The organism is Chitinophaga sp. YR573 (genome assembly GCF_900110995.1).
Taxonomy (GTDB): domain Bacteria; phylum Bacteroidota; class Bacteroidia; order Chitinophagales; family Chitinophagaceae; genus Chitinophaga.
Genome location: NZ_FOJF01000001.1, coordinates 330,894 through 355,801, shown reverse-complemented (window position 1 = coordinate 355,801; position 24,908 = coordinate 330,894). Strand labels below are relative to the sequence as shown.

Annotated in this window: 24 protein-coding genes; 17 read left to right on the top strand and 7 right to left on the bottom strand. The window is 42.9% G+C overall.

Going from position 1 to position 24,908, the window contains the following annotated elements:
• The first annotated feature begins 25 nt into the window (after positions 1-25).
• Both BMW86_RS01555 and BMW86_RS01550 read left to right on the top strand, forming a co-directional pair.
• Entirely contained in the window at positions 26-1,459 is a 1,434-nt protein-coding gene (locus BMW86_RS01555) for an L-serine ammonia-lyase (protein WP_089778307.1), read from the top strand.
• A gap of 291 nt (positions 1,460-1,750) precedes the next feature.
• Positions 1,751-4,549 carry a hypothetical protein gene (locus BMW86_RS01550; RefSeq protein WP_089778305.1) on the top strand — a complete coding sequence of 933 codons (2,799 nt, stop codon included), beginning with the start codon at positions 1,751-1,753 and terminating at the stop codon, positions 4,547-4,549.
• Here BMW86_RS01550 and BMW86_RS01545 read toward each other — a convergent pair.
• From BMW86_RS01545 to BMW86_RS01535, 3 genes are all read right to left on the bottom strand, one after another.
• Entirely contained in the window at positions 4,546-5,022 is a 477-nt protein-coding gene (locus BMW86_RS01545; RefSeq protein WP_143056453.1) for a hypothetical protein, read from the bottom strand. The two genes, BMW86_RS01550 and BMW86_RS01545, sit on opposite strands and share 4 nt — an antisense overlap.
• Positions 5,023-5,083: 61 nt before the next feature.
• A complete protein-coding gene (locus BMW86_RS01540; protein ID WP_089778302.1) occupies positions 5,084-7,729 on the bottom strand; it encodes a valine--tRNA ligase in 2,646 nt (881 codons plus the stop codon).
• Positions 7,730-7,995: 266 nt separating this feature from the next.
• A complete protein-coding gene (locus tag BMW86_RS01535; RefSeq protein ID WP_089778300.1) occupies positions 7,996-9,015 on the bottom strand; it encodes a threonine aldolase family protein in 1,020 nt (339 codons plus the stop codon).
• 332 nt (positions 9,016-9,347) lie between these two features.
• Between BMW86_RS01535 and BMW86_RS01530 the strand changes: the two genes are divergently transcribed.
• The 8 genes from BMW86_RS01530 (at position 9,348) to BMW86_RS01495 (ending at position 15,092) form a co-directional block, all read left to right on the top strand.
• Positions 9,348-10,205: a sigma-70 family RNA polymerase sigma factor gene (locus BMW86_RS01530; protein WP_012793808.1), complete on the top strand. Its 858-nt coding sequence runs from the start codon at positions 9,348-9,350 to the stop codon at positions 10,203-10,205.
• A gap of 210 nt (positions 10,206-10,415) precedes the next feature.
• Positions 10,416-11,369 carry a thioredoxin-disulfide reductase gene (gene trxB / locus BMW86_RS01525; protein ID WP_089778298.1) on the top strand — a complete coding sequence of 318 codons (954 nt, stop codon included), beginning with the start codon at positions 10,416-10,418 and terminating at the stop codon, positions 11,367-11,369.
• An 84-nt stretch (positions 11,370-11,453) separates the two neighbouring features.
• The gene (locus BMW86_RS01520) at positions 11,454-11,804 is read left to right on the top strand and encodes a dihydroneopterin aldolase (RefSeq protein WP_089778296.1); all 351 of its coding nucleotides are present in this window, start codon (positions 11,454-11,456) and stop codon (positions 11,802-11,804) included.
• 71 nt (positions 11,805-11,875) lie between these two features.
• Complete coding sequence (locus BMW86_RS01515) at positions 11,876-12,631, top strand: tetratricopeptide repeat protein (RefSeq protein ID WP_089778293.1); 756 nt, start codon at positions 11,876-11,878, stop codon at positions 12,629-12,631.
• A 134-nt stretch (positions 12,632-12,765) separates the two neighbouring features.
• Positions 12,766-13,641, top strand: coding sequence for a DUF3822 family protein (locus tag BMW86_RS01510; RefSeq protein ID WP_089778291.1), 876 nt, complete (start codon positions 12,766-12,768; stop codon positions 13,639-13,641).
• The gene (locus tag BMW86_RS01505) at positions 13,632-14,183 is read left to right on the top strand and encodes an RsmD family RNA methyltransferase (protein ID WP_089778289.1); all 552 of its coding nucleotides are present in this window, start codon (positions 13,632-13,634) and stop codon (positions 14,181-14,183) included. Before BMW86_RS01510 ends, BMW86_RS01505 begins: the two co-directional genes overlap by 10 nt.
• Before the next feature lies 1 nt (position 14,184).
• Complete coding sequence (coaD, locus tag BMW86_RS01500; protein WP_089778287.1) at positions 14,185-14,661, top strand: pantetheine-phosphate adenylyltransferase; 477 nt, start codon at positions 14,185-14,187, stop codon at positions 14,659-14,661.
• The gene (locus BMW86_RS01495; protein WP_089778285.1) at positions 14,658-15,092 is read left to right on the top strand and encodes a hotdog fold thioesterase; all 435 of its coding nucleotides are present in this window, start codon (positions 14,658-14,660) and stop codon (positions 15,090-15,092) included. The genes coaD and BMW86_RS01495 overlap by 4 nt, the downstream gene beginning before the upstream one ends.
• Before the next feature lie 29 nt (positions 15,093-15,121).
• Here BMW86_RS01495 and BMW86_RS01490 read toward each other — a convergent pair whose 3' ends face one another.
• Positions 15,122-15,748, bottom strand: coding sequence for an NUDIX hydrolase (locus BMW86_RS01490; RefSeq protein ID WP_089778283.1), 627 nt, complete (start codon positions 15,746-15,748; stop codon positions 15,122-15,124).
• Between the two features lie 55 nt (positions 15,749-15,803).
• Here BMW86_RS01490 and pyrE point away from each other — a divergent pair, with 55 nt between their 5' ends.
• The 3 genes from pyrE (at position 15,804) to BMW86_RS01475 (ending at position 17,662) form a co-directional block, all read left to right on the top strand.
• Positions 15,804-16,448: an orotate phosphoribosyltransferase gene (pyrE, locus tag BMW86_RS01485; protein WP_089778281.1), complete on the top strand. Its 645-nt coding sequence runs from the start codon at positions 15,804-15,806 to the stop codon at positions 16,446-16,448.
• Between the two features lie 67 nt (positions 16,449-16,515).
• Complete coding sequence (locus BMW86_RS01480; RefSeq protein WP_089778279.1) at positions 16,516-16,890, top strand: heavy-metal-associated domain-containing protein; 375 nt, start codon at positions 16,516-16,518, stop codon at positions 16,888-16,890.
• 229 nt (positions 16,891-17,119) lie between these two features.
• Positions 17,120-17,662 (top strand): M23 family metallopeptidase, encoded by a 543-nt coding sequence (locus BMW86_RS01475; RefSeq protein ID WP_089778277.1) that lies wholly within the window; start codon positions 17,120-17,122, stop codon positions 17,660-17,662.
• 93 nt (positions 17,663-17,755) lie between these two features.
• Here BMW86_RS01475 and BMW86_RS01470 read toward each other — a convergent pair whose 3' ends face one another.
• Entirely contained in the window at positions 17,756-18,211 is a 456-nt protein-coding gene (locus BMW86_RS01470; RefSeq protein WP_089778275.1) for an LEA/WHy family protein, read from the bottom strand.
• 373 nt (positions 18,212-18,584) lie between these two features.
• Between BMW86_RS01470 and BMW86_RS01465 the strand changes: the two genes are divergently transcribed.
• Together BMW86_RS01465 and BMW86_RS01460 are read left to right on the top strand one after the other, a co-directional pair.
• Positions 18,585-19,208: a WbqC family protein gene (locus BMW86_RS01465; protein WP_089778273.1), complete on the top strand. Its 624-nt coding sequence runs from the start codon at positions 18,585-18,587 to the stop codon at positions 19,206-19,208.
• A 227-nt stretch (positions 19,209-19,435) separates the two neighbouring features.
• Complete coding sequence (locus BMW86_RS01460) at positions 19,436-20,836, top strand: type III PLP-dependent enzyme domain-containing protein (protein ID WP_089778271.1); 1,401 nt, start codon at positions 19,436-19,438, stop codon at positions 20,834-20,836.
• 344 nt (positions 20,837-21,180) lie between these two features.
• Here the strand turns inward: BMW86_RS01460 and BMW86_RS01455 are convergent, their stop codons facing one another.
• Both BMW86_RS01455 and BMW86_RS01450 read right to left on the bottom strand, forming a co-directional pair.
• A complete protein-coding gene (locus BMW86_RS01455; protein ID WP_143056452.1) occupies positions 21,181-22,020 on the bottom strand; it encodes a hypothetical protein in 840 nt (279 codons plus the stop codon).
• Positions 22,021-22,314: 294 nt separating this feature from the next.
• Positions 22,315-22,776 (bottom strand): Hsp20/alpha crystallin family protein, encoded by a 462-nt coding sequence (locus BMW86_RS01450; protein WP_089778266.1) that lies wholly within the window; start codon positions 22,774-22,776, stop codon positions 22,315-22,317.
• 229 nt (positions 22,777-23,005) lie between these two features.
• Between BMW86_RS01450 and BMW86_RS01445 the strand changes: the two genes are divergently transcribed.
• Both BMW86_RS01445 and BMW86_RS01440 read left to right on the top strand, forming a co-directional pair.
• On the top strand, positions 23,006-23,419 hold the full coding sequence (locus BMW86_RS01445; protein ID WP_089778264.1) for a BrxA/BrxB family bacilliredoxin: 414 nt from the start codon (positions 23,006-23,008) through the stop codon (positions 23,417-23,419).
• A 188-nt stretch (positions 23,420-23,607) separates the two neighbouring features.
• Complete coding sequence (locus tag BMW86_RS01440; protein ID WP_089778262.1) at positions 23,608-24,906, top strand: prolipoprotein diacylglyceryl transferase; 1,299 nt, start codon at positions 23,608-23,610, stop codon at positions 24,904-24,906.
• Positions 24,907-24,908 lie beyond the last annotated feature (2 nt).

Below are 24,908 nucleotides of genomic sequence, written 5' to 3'. Positions count from 1 at the left end.
TAAATTTGTTCAAATTACGAACCACGTGGCACACGAATGTATTTCGGTATTCGACATCTTTAAAATTGGAGTAGGTCCTTCCAGTTCTCACACATTAGGTCCGTGGCGGGCAGCTCTCCAATTCCTGCAGGAAATACAGCAGAACGGACGCCAACTATCCACTGTAGAGCATGTAAGCGTTTTATTATACGGATCGCTGGCCAAAACCGGCCATGGACATGGTACGGATATCGCTGTTCTCCTTGGTCTCTGCGGAGATGATCCTGTTACATTTGATGTAAACCAGATCAACGAAAAAACTGATAATATCCGCCGTAATAAAACCATGTTACTGGGTGGTAGCCAACCGGTTACATTCGATCCTCTGGAAGATATTACTTTCCTCTACGAAGAATCCCTGCCCTTCCATCCCAATGCCCTTACTTTCCTGGTAACTTTCCTGGACGGTGAACAACAGGCTGTTACCTATTACTCTATTGGTGGTGGTTTTGTAGTAAGAGAAGGAGAGGAGAAAGGGAGAAATACCCCACAGGTGGATTTACCTTTCCCGATAGATACTGCTCGTCAGCTGTTACAGTTTTGTATCAAAACCGGTTACTCTATTTCCGAACTGGTAATGGAAAATGAGCATGCCTGGCGTTCAGAAGAAGAAACAAGAAATGGTATTCTCAGTATATGGAAAGTGATGAAAGAATGCACTTTCCGGGGTTCTCATACAGCAGGCGAACTCCCGGGCGGACTAAAAGTTGCCCGTCGTGCGGCAGCGCTTAACAAAAGACTGATCAAAGGCACTGCCTATTCAGACTATGACTCCTGGGTAACGGCTATCCGGCAGGGTGGTAACCACTTTGCCTATACGCTGGACTGGGTGAGCTGTTTTGCCCTGGCGGTAAATGAAGAAAATGCGTCCTTTGGACGTGTGGTAACAGCACCTACCAATGGTGCTGCCGGTGTGATCCCCGCAGTATTACAGTACTTCATCATCTTCTGCGATGGGTACTCCGAAGACAAGATTATCCAGTTTATGCTTACGGCATCTGAAATAGGCAGCATCTTTAAGAAACGCTCTACTATCTCCGCAGCAATGGGCGGTTGCCAGGCTGAAATCGGGGTATCTTCTGCTATGGCAGCAGCGGCGCTTACTGAATGCCTGGGTGGCTCTCAGCGACAGGTGCTGATGGCAGCGGAAATTGCGATGGAGCACCACCTTGGCCTTACCTGCGATCCTATTGGAGGCCTGGTGCAGGTACCTTGTATAGAACGTAATACGATGGGGGCTATCAAAGCGATCACAGCTTCCCAGCTGGCATTGCAAAGCAACCCCGAACTGGCCAAAGTATCCCTGGATGCTGTTGTAAAAACCATGTGGGAAACTGCACTGGATATGAACAGCAAATACAAGGAAACTTCCGATGGCGGCCTGGCCGTTAACATCCCTATTAGCCTTCCAGAGTGCTGATCTGATATCTTTAATTAAGCTCCGTTAGGAGCTCCGTGTTTGTAGCAACAATCTATCTTCTCCACAATAGACTCCGTTAGGAGTCCCCTATTTACGAGTTAGAAGGGGACTCCTAACGGAGTCAAATTAAATTGATTTATACATTTTCTACAAACACGGGGCTCCTAACGGAGCCTATTATGTTTTCTACAAATACAGAGCTTACGCAGAACGCTTTCTGCAATTAATCGTTTTGCATAAAGCGTTCTGCATTATTTGCGTATATTGTTTGTTTATACCTACAGCAAAGTTATGAGAGCTTTAACGTGTCTCCTCCTGGTACTATTCCCTGCAACCTTACTCGCACAGACGTTTGGTGGCAACCCTCCATCTATGAAATGGAACCAGATCAATACTGATACCGTTCGTATTATCTTTCCGAAAGGACTGGAAGCACAGGGACAACGGGTGGCAAACCTTGTACAATACATCAACAGATACACCCGCCCGTCTATAGGTGACCTGCAAAAGAAAGTAAACATCGTATTGCAGAACCAGACACTGGAATCTAACGGATATGTGCAACTGGGGCCTTTCCGCTCAGAATTTTACCTTACACCACCTCCATCATCAACAGACCTCGGATCACTGAACTGGGAAGAACAACTGGCCGTACATGAATACCGCCACGTACTGCAGAACAGTAACTTCCGCCAGGGGGTATCCAAAGTAGCCTCCTATGTACTGGGTGAAATGGGACAGGCTGCTGTTACGAACATAGCCGTCCCTAACTGGTTCTGGGAAGGAGATGCCGTTACCATGGAAACAGCCCTCAGCCCTCAGGGAAGAGGACGACTGCCATCTTTCTTCGACGGGTTCAGAGCCTTCTCATTAGAAAAAAAGAACTACAGCTACATGAAAATCCGCAACGGTTCTTATGTAGATTATATGCCCAATCACTATAACCTCGGCTACCTGATGAGCGTTTACGGACGTGAACATTATGGCCGTACCTTCTGGAAAGACGTTACCACAGATGCCGTGCGTTATAAAGGATTATTCTACCCCTTCTCCCAAAGCCTGAAAAGACGTACCGGTAAAAATATCACCGGCTTCTATGAGGCTATGCTACAGGAATACCAGCCCATCTGGAACAATTACGCCAAAGAAAACAGCGTTCCCGGAAAGCTGTTAATACCAACAGCTAAAACAGTTACCAACTATAAATACGTTTACGCCGTAAAACCCGGAGAATGGCTCGTCTACAAAGATGCTTACAATAAAGTCCCTGGGTTTTTCCTCTTGGACAGCAGCGGTAAACAAAAACTCATTACCCGCCCCGGTGTTAACTTCGACGACTATTTCAGCTACCGCAATGGCAGGATCATATGGACAGAAGCCCGCTTCCATCCCCGCTGGTCATGGAAAGACTATTCCATCATCCGCCTGTATAATACAGCCACAGGGCATAGCACCACCATCACTCATGGTACAAGGTATTTCTCTCCGGATATTACCGCAGACGGCAAACGTATCGTAGCCGTATTGACACTCCCTTCCCAACAGTTTAGTTTACAACTGCTGGACGGAGAAACCGGTAAAGTACAAACGACTTTACCCAATCCAAACAACTGGTATTACACTTATCCAAAGTTCTCTTCGGATGAACAATACATCATCAGTAATGTTCGTAATCAGCTGGGACAAATGGCTATGATCCGCCAGTCTGTAACAACAGGAGAAACAGAACAGCTCACGCCTTTCAAATACACAGTACTGGGTATTCCCGAAGTACAACATGATACCATTTATTACACGGCTTCTTATAAAGATGTAGATAATGTATACGCTGTAACGCAGTCGGATAAGAAAGTATATCAGGTGACTAAAAACGCGAACGGTGTACTGCATGCTGCCATAGATCCTGCCACACAGGAAATAGCATATACCGGCTTTACCAGCAAAGGATATAAACTCTATGAGACGCCACAGTCATGGGAATCCATCGATACCGGCCGTAATTATCACAGCGCCTGGCTACGCCCGGATTTACAGGAAGGTGGCAGCATACTCGCTAAAACACCACATGATCTTTTCCCGGTAAAGAAGTATCCGCAGGCATTCCAGTTCTTCAAGTTCCATAGCTGGATCCCTGCTTTTTATGATCCTACATACAGCCTCTCTTTAATTGGTAATAACATCCTGAATACTACCAGCACCAGCATCGGTTATGTATATAACCGCAATGAAGGGAGCTCCGCTATAAGTGCTAATATGTTGTTTGGTGGCTGGTTCCCATATTTACAGGCAGGGGCTTCCTATACATTCAACCGCTCAGATTTATTCAGTAGCAGAGGACGTTTATACTGGGATGAAACTGATGTACATGCAGGGATCACTATTCCGCTGAATATTTCTTCCGGTTTATATGGACGTACGATGTCACTCACATCTACTTACCACAACCTGTACAGATACCCACGCGGGAATTTCAAGTTCACCAACCCTAACTTACAGTACCTGGGTAATACATTTGTATTCACCAATTTCCGTATCAAAGGGCAGCAGAATATCTTCTCTCATTTTGGTCAGTATTTCGTAGCACAATACAATCATTCTTTAAGCAGTGTATATTCAGAACAGTTTCTTGCCAGACTGGATCTTTACCTGCCGGGATTTTCTCCTAATCACAGTATTGTGTTAAATGCTGCTTACCAGCAAAGGGATACGATGCGCAGGTATTCTTTCTCAGATAACTTCGTGTATGCAAGGGGATATAACACACCTTTCTATTCACATGTTTATAAGCTGGGGGCTAACTATCATTTCCCTATTGCATATCCCGACTGGGGCTTTGCACAGATGTTATACATCATGAGAATAAGAGGAAATGTGTTCTATGATTACAGCAGGGCGTATGATTATATTGATAAGATCAATAACAGATATAGTTCTGCGGGTGCAGAAATGTTCTTTGATACAAAGATTGGCAACATACTGCCCTTTAGTTTCGGCGTACGTTTCAGCCACTTATTTGATCAGGACCCTTCTGATAATGCGAAGCAGCGTATAGAATTTATCATACCACTTCAACAGTTATTCAGTTACTAATTCACTTTAAATTTCAGCTTTGGGACCCGGTATAATTTATCGCCGGTATAACGTACAGTGATATTGTCGAAATAGAGGACTTCTCCTTTCGACAATGTCTCTTTAATACGGGCAGCCCAGAAAGCGGGGAGCTTATCTCCATCAAAACTATCTCCTACAAATTCAGTATAAATGCCGGGTTTACCGGTAGTGTCATTCAGGTAAGGTTCCTTCTTCTCGTAAGTAAAGTCGAAGGAAACAACAGGGTATTTGTTATTCTTTTCATCCCTTACTACCAGTGCAGAGTCCAGTAGTTTCAATAATTCCGGGCGTGGCAGGGTATCACTGAGGAATATTCCCCAGGTGCTGCGGAACCGCAAAGAGGTTGTTTTAGCAGCAGTTGTGGCCGGTTTTTTAGACTTGCCGGATTGTGCATACAACGGCATAGCGCCTAAAACAACAAAAAGCCCTGATAGTAAATAATATTTCCGCATAGTACAAATGGGATATAAAAAACATCGCCCGGAATAGTTAACGTCCGGGCGATGCTGAAAATTATAGTGATTTTAAACTTTCCGTAATGGCGGCTATTTTAGCCTCCGCATCCGCTTTCTTTTTCTGCTCAGCTTCAACAACTTCCGGTTTGGCATTCTGTACAAAACGTTCGTTACCAAGCTTCTTCTCTACAGACACTAAAAATCCCTGCTGATAGGTCAGTTCTTTCAGTAATTCTTCTTTCTGTGCAACCGGGTCCAGTACCACTTCAGTTTCCAGGTAGAACTTATCCTGCTGTACTACGATGTTAATACAATCGGCTACCGGTGTTTTAGTGTAGGTAATGGATTTCGCATTCACCTGTTTGGATAGGGTATCTTCAATCAGTTTGAACACCTCTTCCTGTACAGTATCAATGTATACACTTATTGCATCTTTAGGTTTCAGCTGATGTTTGTTACGTGCATCACGAATGCTGCTGATTACCTCTTTTGCCAATGCACCCTGTAACAGGATGTCTGCGTTTGTAGCAGCAGGTGTAGTGAATTGTTTCACGATCAGGTCATCACCGGCAGTACGTGCCTGTAATAATTGATAGATCTCTTCCGTAGCAAATGGCATGAACGGATGCAGCAGTTGCATCAGCTGTTCAAAGAAATACACTGTTTTCTGATAGATAACCGCATCGATTGGCTGTTCAAAACCAGGCTTCACCCATTCCAGGTACCAGCTGCAGAAATCATCCCATACCAGGCTGTATATAGTTTTAAGCGCTTCGCTTAATTTAAAGTCTTTGAACAGTTCTGCTACCTCTGCCTGTACTTCATTCAGTCTGTTTTCAAACCACTCAACCGCAAAATGATTAGCATCTGGTGCGTTGGCGATAGTACCACGCTCTTCCCACATCTTCACCAGTTTCAGTGCGTTCCAGATCTTGTTACAGAAGAAACGGCCCTGTTCCAGAGATGCCTCATCAAACAGCAGGTCATTACCGGCAGGAGAGGAGATCATGATACCGAAGCGTACGGCATCAGCTCCATAATTTTCTATGAGGTCCAGCAGATCGGGAGAGTTGTTCAGCTGTTTACTCATCTTACGGCCTAGCTTATCGCGTACCATACCTGTGAAGTATACATCGCTGAAAGGTTTTACTTTCTTGTATTCCTCACCTGCCATGATCATACGCGCCACCCAGAAGAAGATGATATCCTGTCCTGTAACGAGTACGGATGTTGGGTAATAGTAGTTAATCTCTTCATTATCAGGCTGGGAAATACCGTTGAATACTTCCATTGGCCATAACCAGGAAGAGAACCAGGTATCCAGGCAATCTTCGTCCTGGCGCAGATCGGCAGCTTCCAGTATTACACCTTTCGCTTTAAACTGAGCTACTGCTTCTTCTATGCTTTCTGCTACTTCGAAAGTACCATCCGGTGCATAATAAGAAGGAATGCGTTGTCCCCACCACAGCTGACGGGAGATACACCAGTCCTTCACATTTTCCATCCAGTACTTGTAGGTAGCCAGGAAGCGGTCGCCGGGATGTATATTTACATCACCATTTACTACTGCGTCCAGCGCAGGTTTGGTGAGTTCAGCCATCTTCACGAACCACTGTGTACTGATACGGGGTTCCACTACCGTAGTTGGGTTACGTTCACTGTAACCTACACGGGTTGTGTATTCCTGTTCTTTATCCAGGAGTTCCTGTTCTTTTAATGTAGCGATCACCTGCTTACGGGCAGCGAAGCGGTCCATACCGATGAATACACCGGCAGCAGTGCTGAGGGTACCATCATCGTTCAGTGTATCTATTATTTCCAGGTTGTGTTTCAGACCCAGGTTATAGTCATTGATGTCGTGTGCAGGCGTTACTTTCAGTGCACCGGTACCAAATTCTTTATCAACGTAAGTATCAAAGATGAAAGGGATGCGGCGGTTCACCAGAGGTACGATGGCATAATGGCCAACCAGGTGCTGGTAACGTTCATCATCAGGGTTTACGCAGATAGCGCTGTCGCCCATAATGGTTTCAGGACGCTGTGTAGCGATGGTGATGTAATCACCGGTGAGCTGGTCTTCAGAATCAGCGATGGCATACTTTACATAGTAGAGTTTACCCTGTACTTCTTTGTACTGTACTTCTTCATCACTCAGGGCAGTTTTAGCTTTAGGGTCCCAGTTGATCATCCTTGCACCGCGGTAGATAAGACCTTTATTATAGAGGTCATTGAATACCTTGATAACGGCTTTATAGTAATGATCATCCATGGTGAAGGTAACACGGTCCCAGTCGCAGGAACATCCCAGTTTCTTGATCTGGTTATAGATAATACCACCGTATTTATCTTTCCATTCAAAGGCATATTTAAGGAACTCATCACGGGTAAGCTGGGATTTCTCAATTCCTTTTTCCGTTTTGAGCATGTTCACTACTTTGGCTTCTGTAGCAATGGAAGCATGGTCTGATCCCGGCACCCAGCAGGCGTTGAAGCCGGTCATACGTGCGCGGCGTACCAGGATATCCTGTACGGTTTCATTCAGGGTATGTCCCATGTGCAGTACTCCCGTAACATTAGGTGGAGGGATTACAATGGTAAAAGGAGGACGATTGTCCGGTTTACTACGGAAATAGCCATTATCCATCCAATACTGGTACCATTTGCCTTCAATAGCAGCAGGTGTATAATTTTTAGAGAGTTCCATGCTTGTTTAAATAAGTCTGCAAAAATAAGAGAATAACCGATGATACCGACAGTTTTCCTGCCAAAGCTACCGGATATTAAAGAAAGCACACCGGAAATGCATTCCCGCTTGTGTACGAAAGGGGGAGTCGTTAGTTTAGTACTGTTAAAGATTAACCGAACATTCCTGATGAAGTAGATAAATAACTTCATCCAAAGGCATCTAACCCCAAAAATAAAAAGCCCCTCTGTAGCAATTGCCGCAGAGGGGTTTTGACCTTTATATCATTATTGCATCTCCGCAATAGCGGCACATGTTTTTTCTATCATGGCAGGTGTCACATCCAGGTGCGTCACTATCCTCACCTGGTTTTCTGAAATCGGCATCACCAGTATGTCATGCTTTTTCAGGTAATCAGCAAAGGACTTAGGATTCCAGTCGTCCACTACCTCAAAGATGAGGATATTGGTTTCTACCGGCAGCATATGTCCGACGAACGACTTCTCCAGCAGGGCTTTGGCAATCTGTTTAGCATGATAATGGTCTTCTGCCAATCTGGCAATATGATGTTCCATGGCATAAATGCCAGTGGCTGCCATAAAGCCAGCCTGGCGTAATCCGCCACCCAGTTTTTTACGGATACGGCGGGCAGCTTTGATATAAGCAGCACTGCCTAACAGTACGGAACCCATAGGGCAACCCATGCCTTTATTCAGGCAAACAGAGATACTGTCAAACAGTTCCCCATAGATCTTTGGATTCTCTCCGCCCGCCACCAGTGCGTTAAAGAGCCTTGCACCATCCAGGTGTAATTTGAGATTATTATCCCGGCAAACGGTTTTGATCCTTTTAATTTCTTCGATGTCATACATACAGCCACCGCCACGGTTGGAAGTATTTTCCAGGCATACCAGTGAGGTGCTGGCTTTATGTACGTCATCGGGATTGATGGCAGCTGCCACCTGTTCGGCGGTGATCATACCACGTTCGCCTTCGATGGCGCGTACCTGGGCGCCTGCATTAAAAGCAATGCCACCACCTTCGTAAATATACACGTGGGCAAGGCTGCTGCAGATCACTTCATCACCCGGCTGGGTGTGTACTTTAATGGCTATCTGGTTGCTCATCGTGCCGGAAGGGCAGTATAAAGCTGCCTCTTTGCCAAAATATTCTGCCATCATGGCTTCCAGTCTGTTAACGCTTGGATCTTCCCCGAATACGTCATCTCCGGTGGCTGCATTGGCCATAGCCTGCAACATACCGGGGGTAGGACGGGTAAAAGTATCACTCCTAAAGTCGATCGTCATCCTTGAAGAATTTGCAATGTATTGAACAATAAATTAGTGAAGTTATTAATTTGAATGTGATTACTTATCAATTGTTAAAATTTATTTAAAGCATTCAAATAACCTAATAAAGGGCTATAAAATTTCGTTTATATAGAGTACTTTGTTATTAGAATGAAAAGGTTTGTGAAGATATTTGGCAGTATGGGCTATTAGCACGATCTTTGCAGGCTAATTTGTTAGAACGATAATATTGGAGAGTTGGAATAGTTTGTAAGATAAATATTAAAAGTTTTTCAACAAAATAATTCTTTCCAACGTTATTAAATTTAGTAAACTAATAAACTTTCAATATGAGGCAACTTAAAATTGCCACCCAGATCACTAACCGTGATTCGCAGGCGGTAGAAAAATACCTGCAGGAGATTTCAAAGATCCCTTTGTTAACCCCTGAAGAAGAGACCGTATTGGCGCAACGCATTAAAATGGGTGACCAAAAGGCTCTTGAACGTTTAACTACAGGTAACCTCCGTTTCGTTGTATCCGTAGCAAAGCAATATCAGCACCAGGGGCTCAGCCTCAGCGACCTTATAAATGAGGGCAATTTAGGTTTGATTAAAGCAGCGCAGCGTTTCGATGAAACCAAAGGTTTCAAATTCATTTCTTATGCGGTGTGGTGGATTCGTCAATCTATACTGCAGGCTTTAGCAGAACAGGGCCGTCTGGTTCGTTTGCCTCAGAATAAAATTGGCACTTATAATAAGGCTAATAAAGCCTATATGGCTTTTGAGCAGGAAAATGAAAGAGAACCTTCTACTGAAGAGTTAGCGGAAATCCTGGAAATGTCTGAATCGGAGATCAACAATATTTTTCAGAGTAATACCCGTCACATGTCATTGGATGCTCCGGTACACGAAGCAGAAGATGTTGCCATGGGAGATTTACTGGAAGGTGGTGATATTACCGATGACGACGTAATGCGTGATTCACTGCGTGAAGAGATCCGCCGGGTACTGAAATCCCTCAGTCCGCGTGAAGCTGAAATAGTGAATGCGTATTTTGGTCTGGATGGTGAAAACGGTGCTACGATCGAACAAATTGGGCAGAAATATGACCTGACAAAGGAAAGAATCCGTCAGATTAAAGAACGCGCCATTAAGAGATTGCAGAAAGCCCGCTACAGCGGAGCATTAAAATCTTACCTGGGATAATAGGTCCTGGACGAAGCAAACTACAGAGCTGTTTGAAACGTTATCCATACGTGGTCTGATCTGACGGTTTGTCTACCACATCTAAAATCTATTATGTCTATAAATGCACCGGCTGTAAATTTTATGGCCGGTGTTTTTTATATATAGCGGAAGCGTATTTTTGCAGGCGCTATATGAATTTTTATACCTTATTAATATTACATAGGAAGTATGGAAACTAACCAACAGCAGGAGCATGTGCATTTATTGATCATAGGTTCCGGACCGGCAGGTTATACCGCTGCCATTTATGCAGCCAGGGCTAATCTGAAACCGGTGCTTTACCAGGGAATACAACCGGGTGGACAACTGACCATTACTACAGAGGTAGAAAATTATCCGGGATATCCTGAAGGAGTACAGGGACCTGAAATGATGGTGGATTTTGAAAAACAGGCTACCCGTATGGGTGCTGATATACGTTTTGGCCTTGCCACTTCTGTAGACTTCAGCAGTCAGCCATATAAAATAACAATAGACGAAAACAAAGTGATGACTGCGGATGCAGTGATCATCGCTACAGGTGCTTCTGCCAAATGGCTTGGACTGCCTTCTGAACAACGTTTGAATGGTAGCGGCGTTTCTGCCTGCGCCGTGTGCGACGGATTCTTTTTCCGTGGTAAGGACGTAGTGATCGTTGGTGCCGGAGATACCGCTGCTGAAGAAGCACTGTACCTGTCCAAGATGTGTAACAACGTGCATATGGTGGTTCGCCGTCATGAAATGCGTGCGTCTATGATTATGCAGGACCGTGTGATGAAGACTTCCAATATCATGGTTTACTGGAACTCAGAAACCCTGGAAGTATTGGGCGAGAACAAGGTAGAAGGTGTGAAACTCCTGAACAACAAAACACAGGAAGAAACAACTATACCGGTAAGTGCTTTCTTTGTGGCTATTGGTCACCAGCCGAATTCAGACATCTTTAAAGATGTACTGGAACTGGATGAGCAGGGCTATATTAAAACAGTACCAGGTTCTTCCCGTACAAGCCTGGAAGGTGTGTTTGCATGTGGAGACGTACAGGATAAGATCTATCGTCAGGCAGTAACTGCCGCAGGTAGTGGCTGTATGGCTGCCCTGGATGCAGAACGTTACCTGTCTGCCAAAGAACATAATAATTAATGATTTTGGAGGGCTTCGCCCTGCAAAACCCCTTCAATTTTTTTGTGATGGAGCATCGCTCCATCACAAAAAAATCAAAATAGTATGTTAACAATCGGTTTAGAACACGTTCACATCAGAGCTTTCCACGGGTTATATCCCGAAGAGCGTATTATCGGTAATGATTTCATTATCGATGTATATGTTACGATTCCCGGTACTATGCCTATAGACAGTATCAGAGAAACCGTTAACTATCAGGGCATCTTTACCATTGTAGAACAGATCATGGCAATACCCCAGCCGCTGCTTGAACAAGTGGTCTATGCTATCACAGATGCTATCAAACTGAAATACCCCGAAGTACAAAAATCCAATGTTTCTTTACGCAAAATGAACCCTCCAATGGGTGCTTCCGTACGTAATTCAGTGGTGTCACTGGAAAAAAATTACTAAAGTTAGTGATGGCCGGTATACCATTGTTGGTATTAAATTAGTATTTTTAATATATATAGAAACTCCATCCTATGTTAAAAAACGTATTGGCCTTTGCTTATCTGCTGTTATTTTCCAGTGTTTTATATGCGCAAACAGCTGATGAACTGGTAGAACAGGCCAAACAACTTGAAAAACAGATGAATGAGGGCGTTGCGCTTGCCCGTTACAAAGATGCTATCAAGATTCAACCGGATAACCTTGCTGCCCTTATTGGCGCCAGTGAGCTTTGTTCCCGCGAAGGCTACCGTCAGAAAGATAGTGATGAGAAGGTTCGTAATTACGATGAGGCAAAGGCATATGCAGAACAAGCCCTTAAACTGGCACCTGAAAATGCAGATGCCAACTATGTAATGGCTGTGGCAATGGGACGTAAAGCCTTGATTGCCGGCGCTAAAGAGAAAGTAGCAGCCTCCAAGGAAGTAAAGAAATACGCGGAGCTGGCTATCAAGTTCAACCCCAATTATGCCAAAGCGTACCATGTATTAGGGAAGTGGAACTATGAAGTTGCCAACCTCAATACTTTTGAAAAGGCGGCAGCCAAAATGTTGTTCGGTGGTTTGCCGGATGGCTCTCTTACCTCAGCTATCAGCAATTATGAGAAATGCCGCAAGCTGGACCCTTCCTTCGTATTGAACTACCTGGAACTGGCCAGGGCCTATAAAGAGAACGACGAACAGGATAAAACAATAGAAGTGCTGAAGAAAGCTGTATCACTGAGAAGTATATATCAGGATGATACTGATCTCAAATCCCAGTGTAAAAAGATGCTGGAAGGATTGGAGTAAAGGATAGGGGGACAAACAGGTATAAGAATCGACTCCTTTACAGGTAAAATACCCTGTAACGGCCGGAATAACAAGGGACTCGCCCCAAAGTCACTATTTTTAGTTATTATTGTGCCATATCTAATGTATTAATAATGTCTGTTACATATAACATACATCCTGCCTTTGCCGTGGATGATGCTTCTTTACTGGAAACAGATCTTACCACCTGCCAGTTACTGGTACTTACAGGGAAGGGAGTTTTCAGTTACGTAGTCTATAATCCGGTTGCCAAAAAGTTCATGGCGCTGAAATCTTACCGGTTTCAGACGCAGAAAGGAGCGACGGCAGAACTGGAGATGATAGAGCAGGTATTTGATGCCGACAAACTGTTATTTACACATTTCAAAGCAGTATACCTGGCTTTCGACGGAGGAGATACGACTATCGTGCCTGCAAAGCATTACAATCCTTCTCTGAAAAAGGATTACCTGGAACTGATCTACCCGGAAAAAACACAGGAAGTTATCCTGGCAGACATCATGCAGGAACAGCAGATGGTAAATATCTACGCTGTAGATAAAGACCTGCTGGGTTATCTGCGTAAGGAATTTGCTACCGACAATACATTACACGTTAACACCGCCTTACTGAAATCATACTCTTTCGATAACGACTACCGCGATATTAACGGCGTAGCCTTTATCGATATTCAGCAACATAAGTTTACACTCACTGTATATAAGCTGGGACAACTGCTGTCGCAGCAGGAAATTGCCTGTCAGAATGGTCTGGATGTAGTATATCATCTGATCAACGCCCTGCGTCAAACCGGGTTAAATGAGCAATACGCCAGGGTAAAAGTAGGAGGGGCTGTTACCGCAGATTCCCAGATCTACGAAGAATTACACCGTTTCATTCCCAAGGTGGAATGGATGCAGCGCCTGCCCGGTTTTGGCTACATCAATAAAATGCAGGAGATCCCCGCTTATTATTTCAACAATTTATATGCACTCGCATTATGCGTATAATAGCAGGAGATAAAGGAGGATTGCGCTTTCAGCCACCGGCTAATATGCCGCATACCCGCCCGACTACAGATCTTGCCAAAGAAGGAGTATTCAATATCATCGAAAATAATCTTGATATTCCCTCTCTTAAAATACTGGACCTTTTCGCCGGTACCGGAAGTATCAGTTATGAACTGGCTTCCAGAGGCGCTACAGATATCACCGCTGTAGAGAAAGATGCAAACATGGCAGAGTTTATTAAAAAGACTGCTGCCGAAATGGATTTCCGGATTAAGGTGCAAAAAATGGATGTGTTCAGCTACCTGGGACAGTGTACAGAGAAATTTGACTTCATCTTTGCAGATCCGCCTTACGGAATGCCAACACTGGACAAAGTACCGCAGCTTGTTTTTGAGCGGGAACTGTTACCCCCGGAAGGATGGTTCGTTATAGAACATACCCGGAACATGGATTTTAAGAAACATTCTTATTACCGCAGTGAGCGTAACTATGGCTCAACTATCTTTTCTATTTTCATCAACAGGGAAGAACTGAAGAAATAATATGGAACGTATTTGTTTATTTCCCGGCACATTTGACCCTATTACACTGGGACACACAGATGTAATAGACCGCGCACTGGATTTATTCGACGAACTGGTTGTAGGCATTGGTACCAATTCTACCAAAACACCTATGTTCCCCATAGAGCAACGCATCCAGTGGATTAAAGATATTTACAGTCATACGCCTAAAGTAAAGGTGGTTACCTACGAAGGACTCACCATCAACTTCTGCAAACAGATCAACGCCCGCTTTATATTAAGGGGTATCCGGGGTATTGCAGATTTTGAATACGAGAAAGCGATTGCTGACGTGAACCGCATGATGGATAGCAAGGTTGAAACAATTTTTTTAAGTTGTACCCCAAAATATTCTACTATTGCGTCTTCACTGGTACGGGATGTGCTGCGTTACGGAGGGGATGCGTCCCAGTTACTACCAGAGAAAGTGTTAAACAGCATCAAATCAACAATATGAAACCAATCTGGCACTCGCTGAATGTTTCCCTGGACCAACTCAATGACGGTCGTAAAAATACCATGTCCGAAGCACTGGGTATGGAGTTTACGGAAATAGGACCTGATTACCTGCGTATGATCATGCCGGTAAATAACCTTACCCGTCAGCCATATGGGTTATTGCATGGCGGGGCTTCGGCTGCATTGGCAGAAACAGTAGGCAGTGTGGGTTCATGGCTGATTATTGATACCACAAAACAGATCTGTGTGGGCCTGGATATTAATGCCAACCACATAAAAGGAGTGAAGGACGGTTATGTACATGCTATTGCCCGGCCCTTGCATATAGGATCTACTACCCACGTATGGGATATCCGTATCTCCGATGAACATAACAAACTGGTTTGTATCAGCCGGCTTACAGTAGCCATAAGAGATATAAAAGAATAACGGAGACCAGTATCTCCGTTACCAGTTATTTATACAGGATATCCATCCTTCTCAAATACATCAGTAATATTCTGGTAAGAGAATTTCAGGTACTTACTCAGATGTTCCGGTTTTACCCATTGAATATCAACAATATCTTCTTCTATCTGCGGGATGGTGAGCTCTGTTCCGGTAAACTTCATTTTATACCAGTATGTATGCTTCAGGATTTTCTTTTCCTTGTAGGTATAAAAATGTAAGGTTTCGGTGATTTTATGTTCCAGGGTGACGCTATGTAAACCAGTTTCTTCTTCTACTTCACGTAAGGCACATGCTTCCAGGTTTTCCCCTTCATCCTGTTTTCCTTTGGGAAGGTCCCATTTGCCACGACGGAACATCAGCAATATCTCTTCTTCCTGGTTGGTGATTAAACCACCGGCAGCTACTAATATATTAAAATAGCCCTTCACTGTTTCCAGCATGGCATCTGTATCCGGATTGATGAAAATGGCGGCCGGCAGTTTACCGGTTTCCAGTGCCTGGAGGGTACTTTCTACAGTATGCTGATCCGGCAGGGTATATAATACGGCGTCTTTATATTTATTGGGAATAGCCTGGTGGGTAGGCACTATAATCAATGGCCTTTCGTTAAGATATATTATTGAGTCTTTTTGCATGCTGCAAAATTACAGAGGATAAAAGATAATTCCGAAATAAGTACTTTTGTCTTCTATGAGTAAGATCAGCGAAAAACAGATAGCAGAGAAGCTACTTCAGATACAGGCAGTAAAGCTGCGTCCGGCAGAACCTTTTACCTGGGCTTCCGGGTGGAAATCGCCTATTTATTGCGATAACCGTAAGATATTGTCATTCCCGTATGTGCGTGACTATGTAAAGTCTGAGTTGTGCAATGTGGTATTTGAAACATTCCCGGATGCCGCAGTGATTGCAGGGGTGGCTACGGGTGGTATTCCTTTGGGTGCCCTGGTGGCAGATCAGCTGAAGCTGCCTTTTATCTATGTGCGTGCAAAGGCAAAAGAGCATGGCATGGGAAACCTGATTGAAGGGGTATTACAGCCAGGCCAGCCTGTTGTTGTAGTGGAAGATCTGATCTCTACCGGTAAGAGCAGCCTGGAAGCTGTAGCAGCTATCAGGGCAGCAGGTGGGGAAGTAGTGGGAATGGTATCCATCTTTAACTATGGATTTGATGTAGCCGTAAAAGCATTTGAAGCAGCGGGCGTAACTTTCTATTCACTCAGCAATTACAGTGCACTGATCGAACTGGCAGTAGAAAAAGGGGTAGTTTCTGAATCAGAGCTGGCTACACTGGAAGCCTGGAGAAGCGCTCCGGATAAATGGAATTTACAGACGGTGTAACCGTTCTTCATAAAGGAGATTATCAATTGAAAGGTATTTATTATATTAGAATTACAAAAAGTAAGTTATGCGTATCATCAAACTTGTAATGGTATTATTATTTGTGGGTGTAGGTGTTACTATGGCCCAGGCAAAAAAGGGTACTATGGTAACTGCAAAGATCAGTACCCCAACTGTGCAATGCGAACAGTGTAAAAGTCGTATTGAAAGGTATCTGTTAACAGAAGAGGGCGTTGCTTCTTCCAAGGTGGATTACAAACATGGTATCACTACCGTGAAGTTTTTCAGCGACCGTACCAACATCGAGAATGTGAAAACAGCTATTGCAAATGCAGGGTATGATGCTGATAACATAAAGGCAAACGAAGAGTCTTATGCCAAGTTACCAACCTGCTGTAAGAAGCCGGAAGATGGCGGTGGAGAAGACAAGAAAAAGCACTAATCAACGCTTTAATAGGTAAAAGTGTCCCGTAGCCACGGGACACTTTTTTTATGCTTATCTAGCCATATATTTTTATCTGTTATATTATAGTTATTTATTATTTTTGGTTAACCTATATTTTTATACCCTCAATTGAATAACCATATTAACCGCTTTAACCATGCGAAAACCTATCTCCATGACATCCTTGTCATTTTAGAAGATTTTTTTTAACCATAAACGTGTATTGATGAAAAACACCCAATTCAAGATGATTCCCATCCTGGGAATGGCAGTATGTTTTACTGCACTGGTATCCTGCTCAAAAACTGAGTTAGCTGCTAAACAGGAGCCAGAAAAGAAAATCGAGTCAACTGAGGAAATTGCAGCACTGGATGTTGCTGCTGCGGCAAAAATTGCCTCCCCTGTACCTGGTTACAAAGTCACTTATCCTTATGGTGTGAAAGATCCCCGGTACGCTGCGGGATTCCATACAGGAGATGATTATGCAGCCCCAAGTGGCAAACCGGTGGTTGCTGTACTGGCCGGCACTATTGTATGGTCCAACTCCAATGGAGGGGCTTATGGTAACTGGATCGGCCTGCGTGCAAATGGTCGTGATTATGTTTACTGCCATTTATCCTCCCGTTCTGTAAGCACAGGTACTAAGGTAACTGCCGGACAGCAATTGGGAAAAGTGGGAGCTACGGGTAACGTAACCGGGCCACATTTGCATTTTGAAGACAGACCTGCAGGTGGTGGTTATGGTAATGTGCGGAAGCCAAAATGGTAATGAGCTGAATAAAAAAATCCCCCTGATTCTAGACCAGGGGGATTTTTTTATATATGTCTGTCAGATAAAAATCTTTGAATTTTATACTTTTTATCAGAAGAAGTTCAATGGTTGTTTCGTCTCACATTTTATAGGGAAAGGCAAAAACACCCCTCCTTTGCCCACCTTACAATTTCCCGTTGCCTTAATGGTTACCTCTTTATTCATGAGAGCGCCAAGGGCATTTTTGAACACATTCTCCATATTGATCTCCAGTTTTACCGGGAAGTAAAAAGTGTCTTTTGCCGGAATATAGATCATCGTGTCCTGAACAGAATGACCTACCTGGGTATCGTCGAAGAAAAGATCAAAGTTGGCATCTTTGAGTTTCAGGTTAAAATTGTTGGGGTTGTAATAAGACAAGGTCATCTCAACGATACTTTTTGAAAAGCCGAGGTTGCCTACTTTAAATCCTGCTACTCTCACAAATTCGAGGTCTTTCACTTTTTCGCAGGAGGCGGCCATTCCCCAGATAGCCAAAATGAAAATGCTCAGTCTGATATATTTCATGACAAATGATCTAAGTGATATTTTCTCAAACCTACATGAAAGTAAATAGATCTCAAAAAGAGGATGGGGGAATTATGAAAGTTTTAACCACGTCTGGTGTATTACTGCTGAGATACATACCCTCTGCTTAGCATTTTACTTTAAGTAAGAAACCCATTGAAAATGAACAAAAAAGGTACTAAATAGTTTAGTAAATTTGCGGCTGCTTATCTTTTTACTTTATAACACGAATTGCTAAAGAGAATAGCATCTTTTTAATTGTTCTATGAATTGTTTTACAATTACTTACAATTAATTGTTAAGTAATTAATCATAACTGATACAATCATTCAGAACGCAGGTATTTACATAGTAACCACTAAATTTAGACGATATGGCAGTTGATACTACAAAATCAACATTACTAATTGAATCTCAATACTTTCCTAATCTTACCTATTATAAAACTTTAATCAACCTTGATATATTATTGATAGAAAGATATGAACACTATCAGAAGTTGAGTTTTCGTAATCGCTGTTATATCGCCGGACCAAACGGACGCATTCTTTTGAGTGTTCCCCTGGCAAGAGGAAAAAACCAGCGGACGGTGATGAAGGATGTGAGAATCAGTAATGAAGAAAAATGGCAGGGACAACATTGGAAGACTTTGGTATCTGCTTACCGTCGTTCTCCCTGGTTCGAATATCATGAAGAGTCATTGGGGAAATTATATGAACAGCCTGCTGAGTTTCTGCTCGACTGGAACATGGCATGTTTCGAATGGGCAAATAATGTGATTGGTTTGAGTCACCCGGTAGCTTTTACAGATGCATATAATAAGGACCCGGAAACAGGGATTACGGATTTAAGAGATACTATGTCCCCGTCCGAAGCCGGTAATGGTCCTGTTTATACCCAGGTTTTCCAGGAAAGAGTGGGTTTCCTGCCAAATCTGAGTATCCTCGACCTTATTTTCTGTGAGGGAAGACGCAGTCTGGAGCTACTTAAATTATAGAAATTAACGATGTGTAAAAGTCCTTAATGTATTGATATGGAGTAATTTAAGCTAATATCTAACCGTTTAAAAAAAAGTAGAAATTTTTGTCCCGTCAATAGGACAAAATATTTAGCTTTGCAACCAATTTTGCTGGGTTCCGAACTGACGTAGGTGTGTAAACCAGGAGTTTTCCAGCGAGGGTTGTGATTGCTTTTTCTAATCCTAAAATTTTTCCCGGGTTTTAAATGAACAGCACCTACACAGATCTCGTTAATCAAACCTTTGAGTTTCCGCAGGAAGGATTTGATGTTAAGAACAACTACCTTGAATTCAATGATTTGAATATCAAGGCTTTGATTGACAAGTACGGCACACCTTTCAAGCTTACTTACCTCCCAAAGATCGGGATGCAGGTAAATAAGGCCAAGAAGATGTTCCAGGATGCAATTAAGAAGAACAAGTACGAAGGCAATTATTATTACTGCTATTGTACCAAGAGTTCACACTTCTCCTTTATAATGGAGGAGACGCTTAAACATGGTGTTCATATTGAAACATCCTTTGCATATGACATTGATATTATCAATAAGTTATATGAGCGTAAGAAGATCAATAAAGAGACGAAGGTTATTTGTAACGGTTACAAGACAAAACCTTACACCCGCGCAATTGCAAAATTGATCAACAGTGGGTTTAAGAATGTAATTCCGGTACTGGATAACAGGGAAGAACTGGATGACTATAAGAAGTTTGTCCGGTCAAAAGAAAAGGTAAAACTCGGTTTGCGTATCGCAGCCGAAGAAGAACCTAGCTTTGATTTTTATACTTCCCGTCTTGGCGTTCCTTCCCGTGATGTACTGGAGTTTTATGTGGACAAGATCAAAGGCAACGAGAAGTTCGAGCTGAAAATGCTTCACTTCTTTATGAATAAAGGTATCAAAGATGATATCTATTATTGGAGCCAGTTTAACAGGGTGATCAACCTTTACTGCCAGCTGAAGAAGATTTGTCCGGAGCTGGATAGTATAAATGTTGGTGGTGGATTCCCTATTAAACACTCCCTTGGTTTTGATTATGATTACAATTATATCGTAAACGAGATTGTAGCCAACATCAAAAGCATGTGTAAGAAGAACAAGGTGCCGGTACCTGATATTTATACAGAGTTCGGTTCCTTTACCGTAGGCGAAAGCGGTGCGGTAATATATAGTGTGGTTGGAGAAAAGATGCAGAACGACAGAGAGATCTGGTATATGATAGACAGTTCGTTTATCACTACTTTACCGGATACCTGGGGCATCGGAGAGAAGTTCCTGATGTTGCCCATTAATAAATGGGACCAGGAATACCAGGAGGTCCATCTGGGTGGGTTAACCTGTGACGGGTATGACTTCTATACATCAGAAGAACATATCAACGCGGTGTTTTTACCCAAGCAGCAGGGACATGAAGAGCCACTGTATATAGGATTCTTCCATACAGGTGCTTACCAGGACCAGCTGAGCGGTTATGGCGGTATTAAACACTGCCTGATCCCATCACCGAAACACGTAATTGTAGGATATGACAAGAATGGGCAACTGAAAGACTGGCTGTATGCCAAGGAACAGACCGCCCAGAGCATGTTAAAGATTTTGGGTTATTAAAAAAATGGGTTAGTAATCCACTTAAATACCTCGCGACTCCTCGCGAGGTTATTTTTTGCCCTATGGGCAAAAAATAAGGCTCCCCCGTATAACAGAAGAGCCCATTCCATGGCATAGGTTACATCAAAAGCATAAAGGAAAATAAGACAAAGGGATAAATGACGTTTCGTACAGGGAAATAAGACTCAAAAAGGTCTGGCGGTATAGGGACAATAAGACTGGCTTATTTGAGAGCCCAAAGATAGTTTGACTCAGGCAACTAAGAAATACCCGAAAGTTGTAATTTTTCTATTGGGGAACTACAGTATTCCATTTACCCTCACACACTCGTGTAGGGAACCCTGTTAGTTCTCCGGTAATCTTCCCGCATCCAGGTAATCAATCGCACTTTCGCATTGCTTTTCGATTTCACCCAGACAGGCTTCCAGCAGTTCCTTGTTACCATCCAGGTATTTGGACTTACCGGAACGGGAGAGTCCTTTCAGTATAATGAATTGTTTTGTAAGATGTTGATTAAGAAGGGAAGAGTGTTGTTTCTGCTTCTGCAGGCTCAGTTTCTCTTCAAAGATGAAGATGTTACGGTAGTGTGCCCCCAGTACCCTTATGAGGAACAGGATGTATAATCCGGACATCAGTGGTGCTGAATAGGCAATCATGTTGCTCGTATGACCAGCGGAAGGGAATAATGTGATCTGGTGAATGCTTAACCAGGTGGTCAGGTAAAGGTAACCACATACCAGGACACCCATAAAGAGGGTGGTAACCAGGTTGGTAGTAATAAAGCAGAACATGATACTTAGCAGCCATATCATTATATATGGAGCCGAAGTTTCCTGATTATTGAAAAAGGACGAAGCCATCGGGAGGAGCAGCGTAGTTAAAGTAGCCACTATACTAACAGTTTTAGTGGATACTCCCTTTTTAAGAAGTAGTAGGCCAGATAGCAAACATATCATGAAAACTGATGATAGAAGCAAATCCGTGGTATTTTGGTTATACAGGGAAATCAGGGATTCTGGTATTAAAAGCAGTATATGGAAGAACATATAATCGAATATCAGCTTGTAATTACAGTGTGCCCGGTTGTCGGTAATTGACTGCAAAGCATTGCCTATCACTGCATTTTCAGCAGCGGTATGGACTTTTACAGTCAATGATGTCATCCTGTTAAATAAATGCGGCATAGGCCTTATGGTTATATGGCAAATTATTCTATAAAAACAGGATACTTGTTCAACGTTTGTGTGAATTATGGAAACGTTTGTATTAATTATGAAAAGGGCTATAAACAAGAAATCCTTCCCGGTTTTACCCGGGAAGGACATATACAACTGTATCACATCTCTTCACATTCCAATCTTCGCGTCTCTGTCACATGCTCTCCTCACATCCCTTTCTCCTTTCCAATCCTCTCATCTTTACCACATTATCTCCTCACGTCGCTGTCACATTTCCGTTCCGCACTTCTCTGTCACAACCTATTCTACCACGATGGCTTTCACCGGATCTTGTATATTCTCTTTCTTTGATAAAGTCACTTTCAAAATACCATTCTCGTATTTAGCCTGGATCTTAGTAGCATCTACCTGTTCGTTTAAGGTAAAGGAACGTTTGAATGAGCGGAAACTGAACTCACGACGGATCTGTTTCTGGTTTTCATCCTTGGTTTCTGCTTCTTTTTCTTTCTCAGCGCTAACAGTTAACACCTTGTTGTCCAGGCTGATCTTAAAGTCTTCCTTGTTTAATCCTGGTACTAACAGGTCAATGATATACGCTTCTTTCGTTTCAAGAATGTTTACCGGAGGATGAGCGCCGAAGAAATCAGCAGTATTAAAATCATCCTTGATAAAATTTTTGAGGTTGGTGCCATTAATAATGTCTTCTACCAGGCCACCAAATGATTTTACTACAGGAGCGTTGTTGAATTTTACGTAAGTCATGATTATAAGTTTTTAATGTTTTTGAAAATTTATCGACACTTACTACTAAGCAAACGGGATACCATGCCATTAAACCTGCTATTTTGCTATGAAACAGGTTAATCGTATAGACTTTTTGTCAGTTTTATATTTGAATTGTTGACAGAAAGTCATATTCATTCAAGTTTTTCTATTTATCCCCTGATTGATTAACTTTGTAGAAACTTAAGAACAAAAAAATTGTATTAATATGTATCCAGCAGAACTTGTAATGCCAATGAAGGCAGAGTTAACAGATAACGGATTTGAAGAATTGCTGACATCTGATAAGGTTGACGAGATATTAAAGAAGGAAGGAACGACTCTGGTAATGATCAATTCTGTATGTGGTTGCTCTGCAGGTACTGCCCGTCCGGGAGTATTACTGGCAGTTGCGCATAGTGAAAAGAAACCAGACAGGCTGACTACCAGTTTTGCAGGTTTTGACTTAGCTGCTATCCAGCAGATCCGTTCACACCTGTTACCTTACCCTCCGTCTTCTCCGGCTATCGCTTTATTTAAAGACGGACAGCTAGTACACTTTATTGAGCGTCATATGATTGAAGGTCGCCCGGCTCAGATGATCGCGGCTAATCTGGCAGATGCGTTTGATCAGTACTGCTAATATCTGACGTATAGGAAAATGCTTAATACAGGAACGTGAGATACGTTATTGTATTAAGCATTTGACGTTAAGTATAAATATCATTTGGAATTTGTAATTTTTCCAACTTACTTTGGTGGTTTGATTTTCCTTTCGACTAATTCGGCTTTGTTCATAGGGAAATTTCAGATCACCAATTTTTTTTGGCTATGTATCCTAATCTTTATTACGCATTTAAAGACCTGTTTGGTCTTGATCTTCCTTTTTTCAAACTCTTTCAGACATTTGGCTTCTTTGTAGCCATTGCTTTCCTGGCAGCAGCTTATGTTTTATCAAGCGAGTTGAAAAGGAAGGAGCAAATGGGATTGTTGCATGGTGTACAGGAGAAAATAACAGTAGGTAAGCCGGTAGGCATGACGGAAATACTTCTGCATACGTTGCTTGGTTTTGTACTGGGATACAAAATATTAGGTGTAGCATTTAACTGGGAAGAAGCTTCCCAGGATTTCCAGTCCTTTATATTATCTACAAAAGGCAGCTGGCAGGGTGGTATTGTACTGGCAATCGTATTCGGATTCTTTAAGTACAGGTCCTCCAAAAAACAGCAATTACCCAAACAGGAAGTACGTACTATCATGGTGATGCCTCATCAGCGTGTACCTGATTTTACCGTGCAGGCAGCAGTAGCCGGTTTGATAGGTGCCAAGATTTTCCATAACCTGGAGAACTGGAACGACTTCGTACAGGACCCTATCGGGGCATTGACCTCTTTCAGCGGATTAACCTTTTACGGTGGGCTGATTGTAGCCGCTGTGGTGATCATCCGTTATGCAAGATCAAAACAGATCAATATTTTTCATTTGATAGATAGCTCCGGACCTGCATTGATGCTGGCTTACGGTATTGGCCGTATGGGCTGTCATTTTTCAGGAGACGGAGACTGGGGTATCTATAACAGCAGTTATGTAACTGATGCCACTGGTAAGGTTACACAGGTAGATCCCTCTAAGTTCCAGGAAGTTGTAAAAGGCAGTGAACAGTTCTTTACCAGGCAGTATGCCAGTCTGGAACATATTCCGCATGCACCTTTTGTAAAACCGGGTGCATTGAGCTTTTTGCCTGACTGGTTCTTTGCCTATGGTTATCCTCATAACGTTATTAATGAAGGTGTGCAGATGGCAGATTGTACCGGCAAGTACTGTAGTGTGTTGCCGGTAGCCGTATATCCTACAGCGTTGTACGAGATCATTGCCTGCCTGATATTGTTCTTTATATTATGGAGTATCCGTAAAAAGATTACTGTACCGGGTGTAATATTCGGTATCTACCTGATGATGAATGGTGCAGAAAGATTCTTTGTAGAGAAGATCAGGGTAAACACTAAATATGATATTTTCGGATTTCATCCTACCCAGGCTGAAATCATCTCTACTTTGTTGGTAATTGGCGGAGCCGTATTGATCTGGTATAGCCGTAAAGTGTTTAATGCAGCTAAAACGAGGTCCTAACC

Excerpts from the sequence above, each read along its gene's own strand:
- BMW86_RS01550 (WP_089778305.1), top strand. The coding sequence starts at position 1,751 with ATGAGAGCTTTAACGTGTCTCCTCCTGGTACTATTCCCTGCAACCTTA.
- BMW86_RS01545 (WP_143056453.1), bottom strand. The coding sequence starts at position 5,022 with ATGCGGAAATATTATTTACTATCAGGGCTTTTTGTTGTTTTAGGCGCT.
- BMW86_RS01540 (WP_089778302.1), bottom strand. The coding sequence starts at position 7,729 with ATGGAACTCTCTAAAAATTATACACCTGCTGCTATTGAAGGCAAATGG.
- BMW86_RS01535 (WP_089778300.1), bottom strand. The coding sequence starts at position 9,015 with ATGACGATCGACTTTAGGAGTGATACTTTTACCCGTCCTACCCCCGGT.
- BMW86_RS01530 (WP_012793808.1), top strand. The coding sequence starts at position 9,348 with ATGAGGCAACTTAAAATTGCCACCCAGATCACTAACCGTGATTCGCAG.
- trxB (WP_089778298.1), top strand. The coding sequence starts at position 10,416 with ATGGAAACTAACCAACAGCAGGAGCATGTGCATTTATTGATCATAGGT.
- BMW86_RS01520 (WP_089778296.1), top strand. The coding sequence starts at position 11,454 with ATGTTAACAATCGGTTTAGAACACGTTCACATCAGAGCTTTCCACGGG.
- BMW86_RS01515 (WP_089778293.1), top strand. The coding sequence starts at position 11,876 with ATGTTAAAAAACGTATTGGCCTTTGCTTATCTGCTGTTATTTTCCAGT.
- BMW86_RS01510 (WP_089778291.1), top strand. The coding sequence starts at position 12,766 with ATGTCTGTTACATATAACATACATCCTGCCTTTGCCGTGGATGATGCT.
- BMW86_RS01505 (WP_089778289.1), top strand. The coding sequence starts at position 13,632 with ATGCGTATAATAGCAGGAGATAAAGGAGGATTGCGCTTTCAGCCACCG.
- coaD (WP_089778287.1), top strand. The coding sequence starts at position 14,185 with ATGGAACGTATTTGTTTATTTCCCGGCACATTTGACCCTATTACACTG.
- BMW86_RS01495 (WP_089778285.1), top strand. The coding sequence starts at position 14,658 with ATGAAACCAATCTGGCACTCGCTGAATGTTTCCCTGGACCAACTCAAT.
- BMW86_RS01490 (WP_089778283.1), bottom strand. The coding sequence starts at position 15,748 with ATGCAAAAAGACTCAATAATATATCTTAACGAAAGGCCATTGATTATA.
- pyrE (WP_089778281.1), top strand. The coding sequence starts at position 15,804 with ATGAGTAAGATCAGCGAAAAACAGATAGCAGAGAAGCTACTTCAGATA.
- BMW86_RS01480 (WP_089778279.1), top strand. The coding sequence starts at position 16,516 with ATGCGTATCATCAAACTTGTAATGGTATTATTATTTGTGGGTGTAGGT.
- BMW86_RS01475 (WP_089778277.1), top strand. The coding sequence starts at position 17,120 with ATGAAAAACACCCAATTCAAGATGATTCCCATCCTGGGAATGGCAGTA.
- BMW86_RS01470 (WP_089778275.1), bottom strand. The coding sequence starts at position 18,211 with ATGAAATATATCAGACTGAGCATTTTCATTTTGGCTATCTGGGGAATG.
- BMW86_RS01465 (WP_089778273.1), top strand. The coding sequence starts at position 18,585 with ATGGCAGTTGATACTACAAAATCAACATTACTAATTGAATCTCAATAC.
- BMW86_RS01460 (WP_089778271.1), top strand. The coding sequence starts at position 19,436 with ATGAACAGCACCTACACAGATCTCGTTAATCAAACCTTTGAGTTTCCG.
- BMW86_RS01455 (WP_143056452.1), bottom strand. The coding sequence starts at position 22,020 with ATGCCGCATTTATTTAACAGGATGACATCATTGACTGTAAAAGTCCAT.
- BMW86_RS01450 (WP_089778266.1), bottom strand. The coding sequence starts at position 22,776 with ATGACTTACGTAAAATTCAACAACGCTCCTGTAGTAAAATCATTTGGT.
- BMW86_RS01445 (WP_089778264.1), top strand. The coding sequence starts at position 23,006 with ATGTATCCAGCAGAACTTGTAATGCCAATGAAGGCAGAGTTAACAGAT.
- BMW86_RS01440 (WP_089778262.1), top strand. The coding sequence starts at position 23,608 with ATGTATCCTAATCTTTATTACGCATTTAAAGACCTGTTTGGTCTTGAT.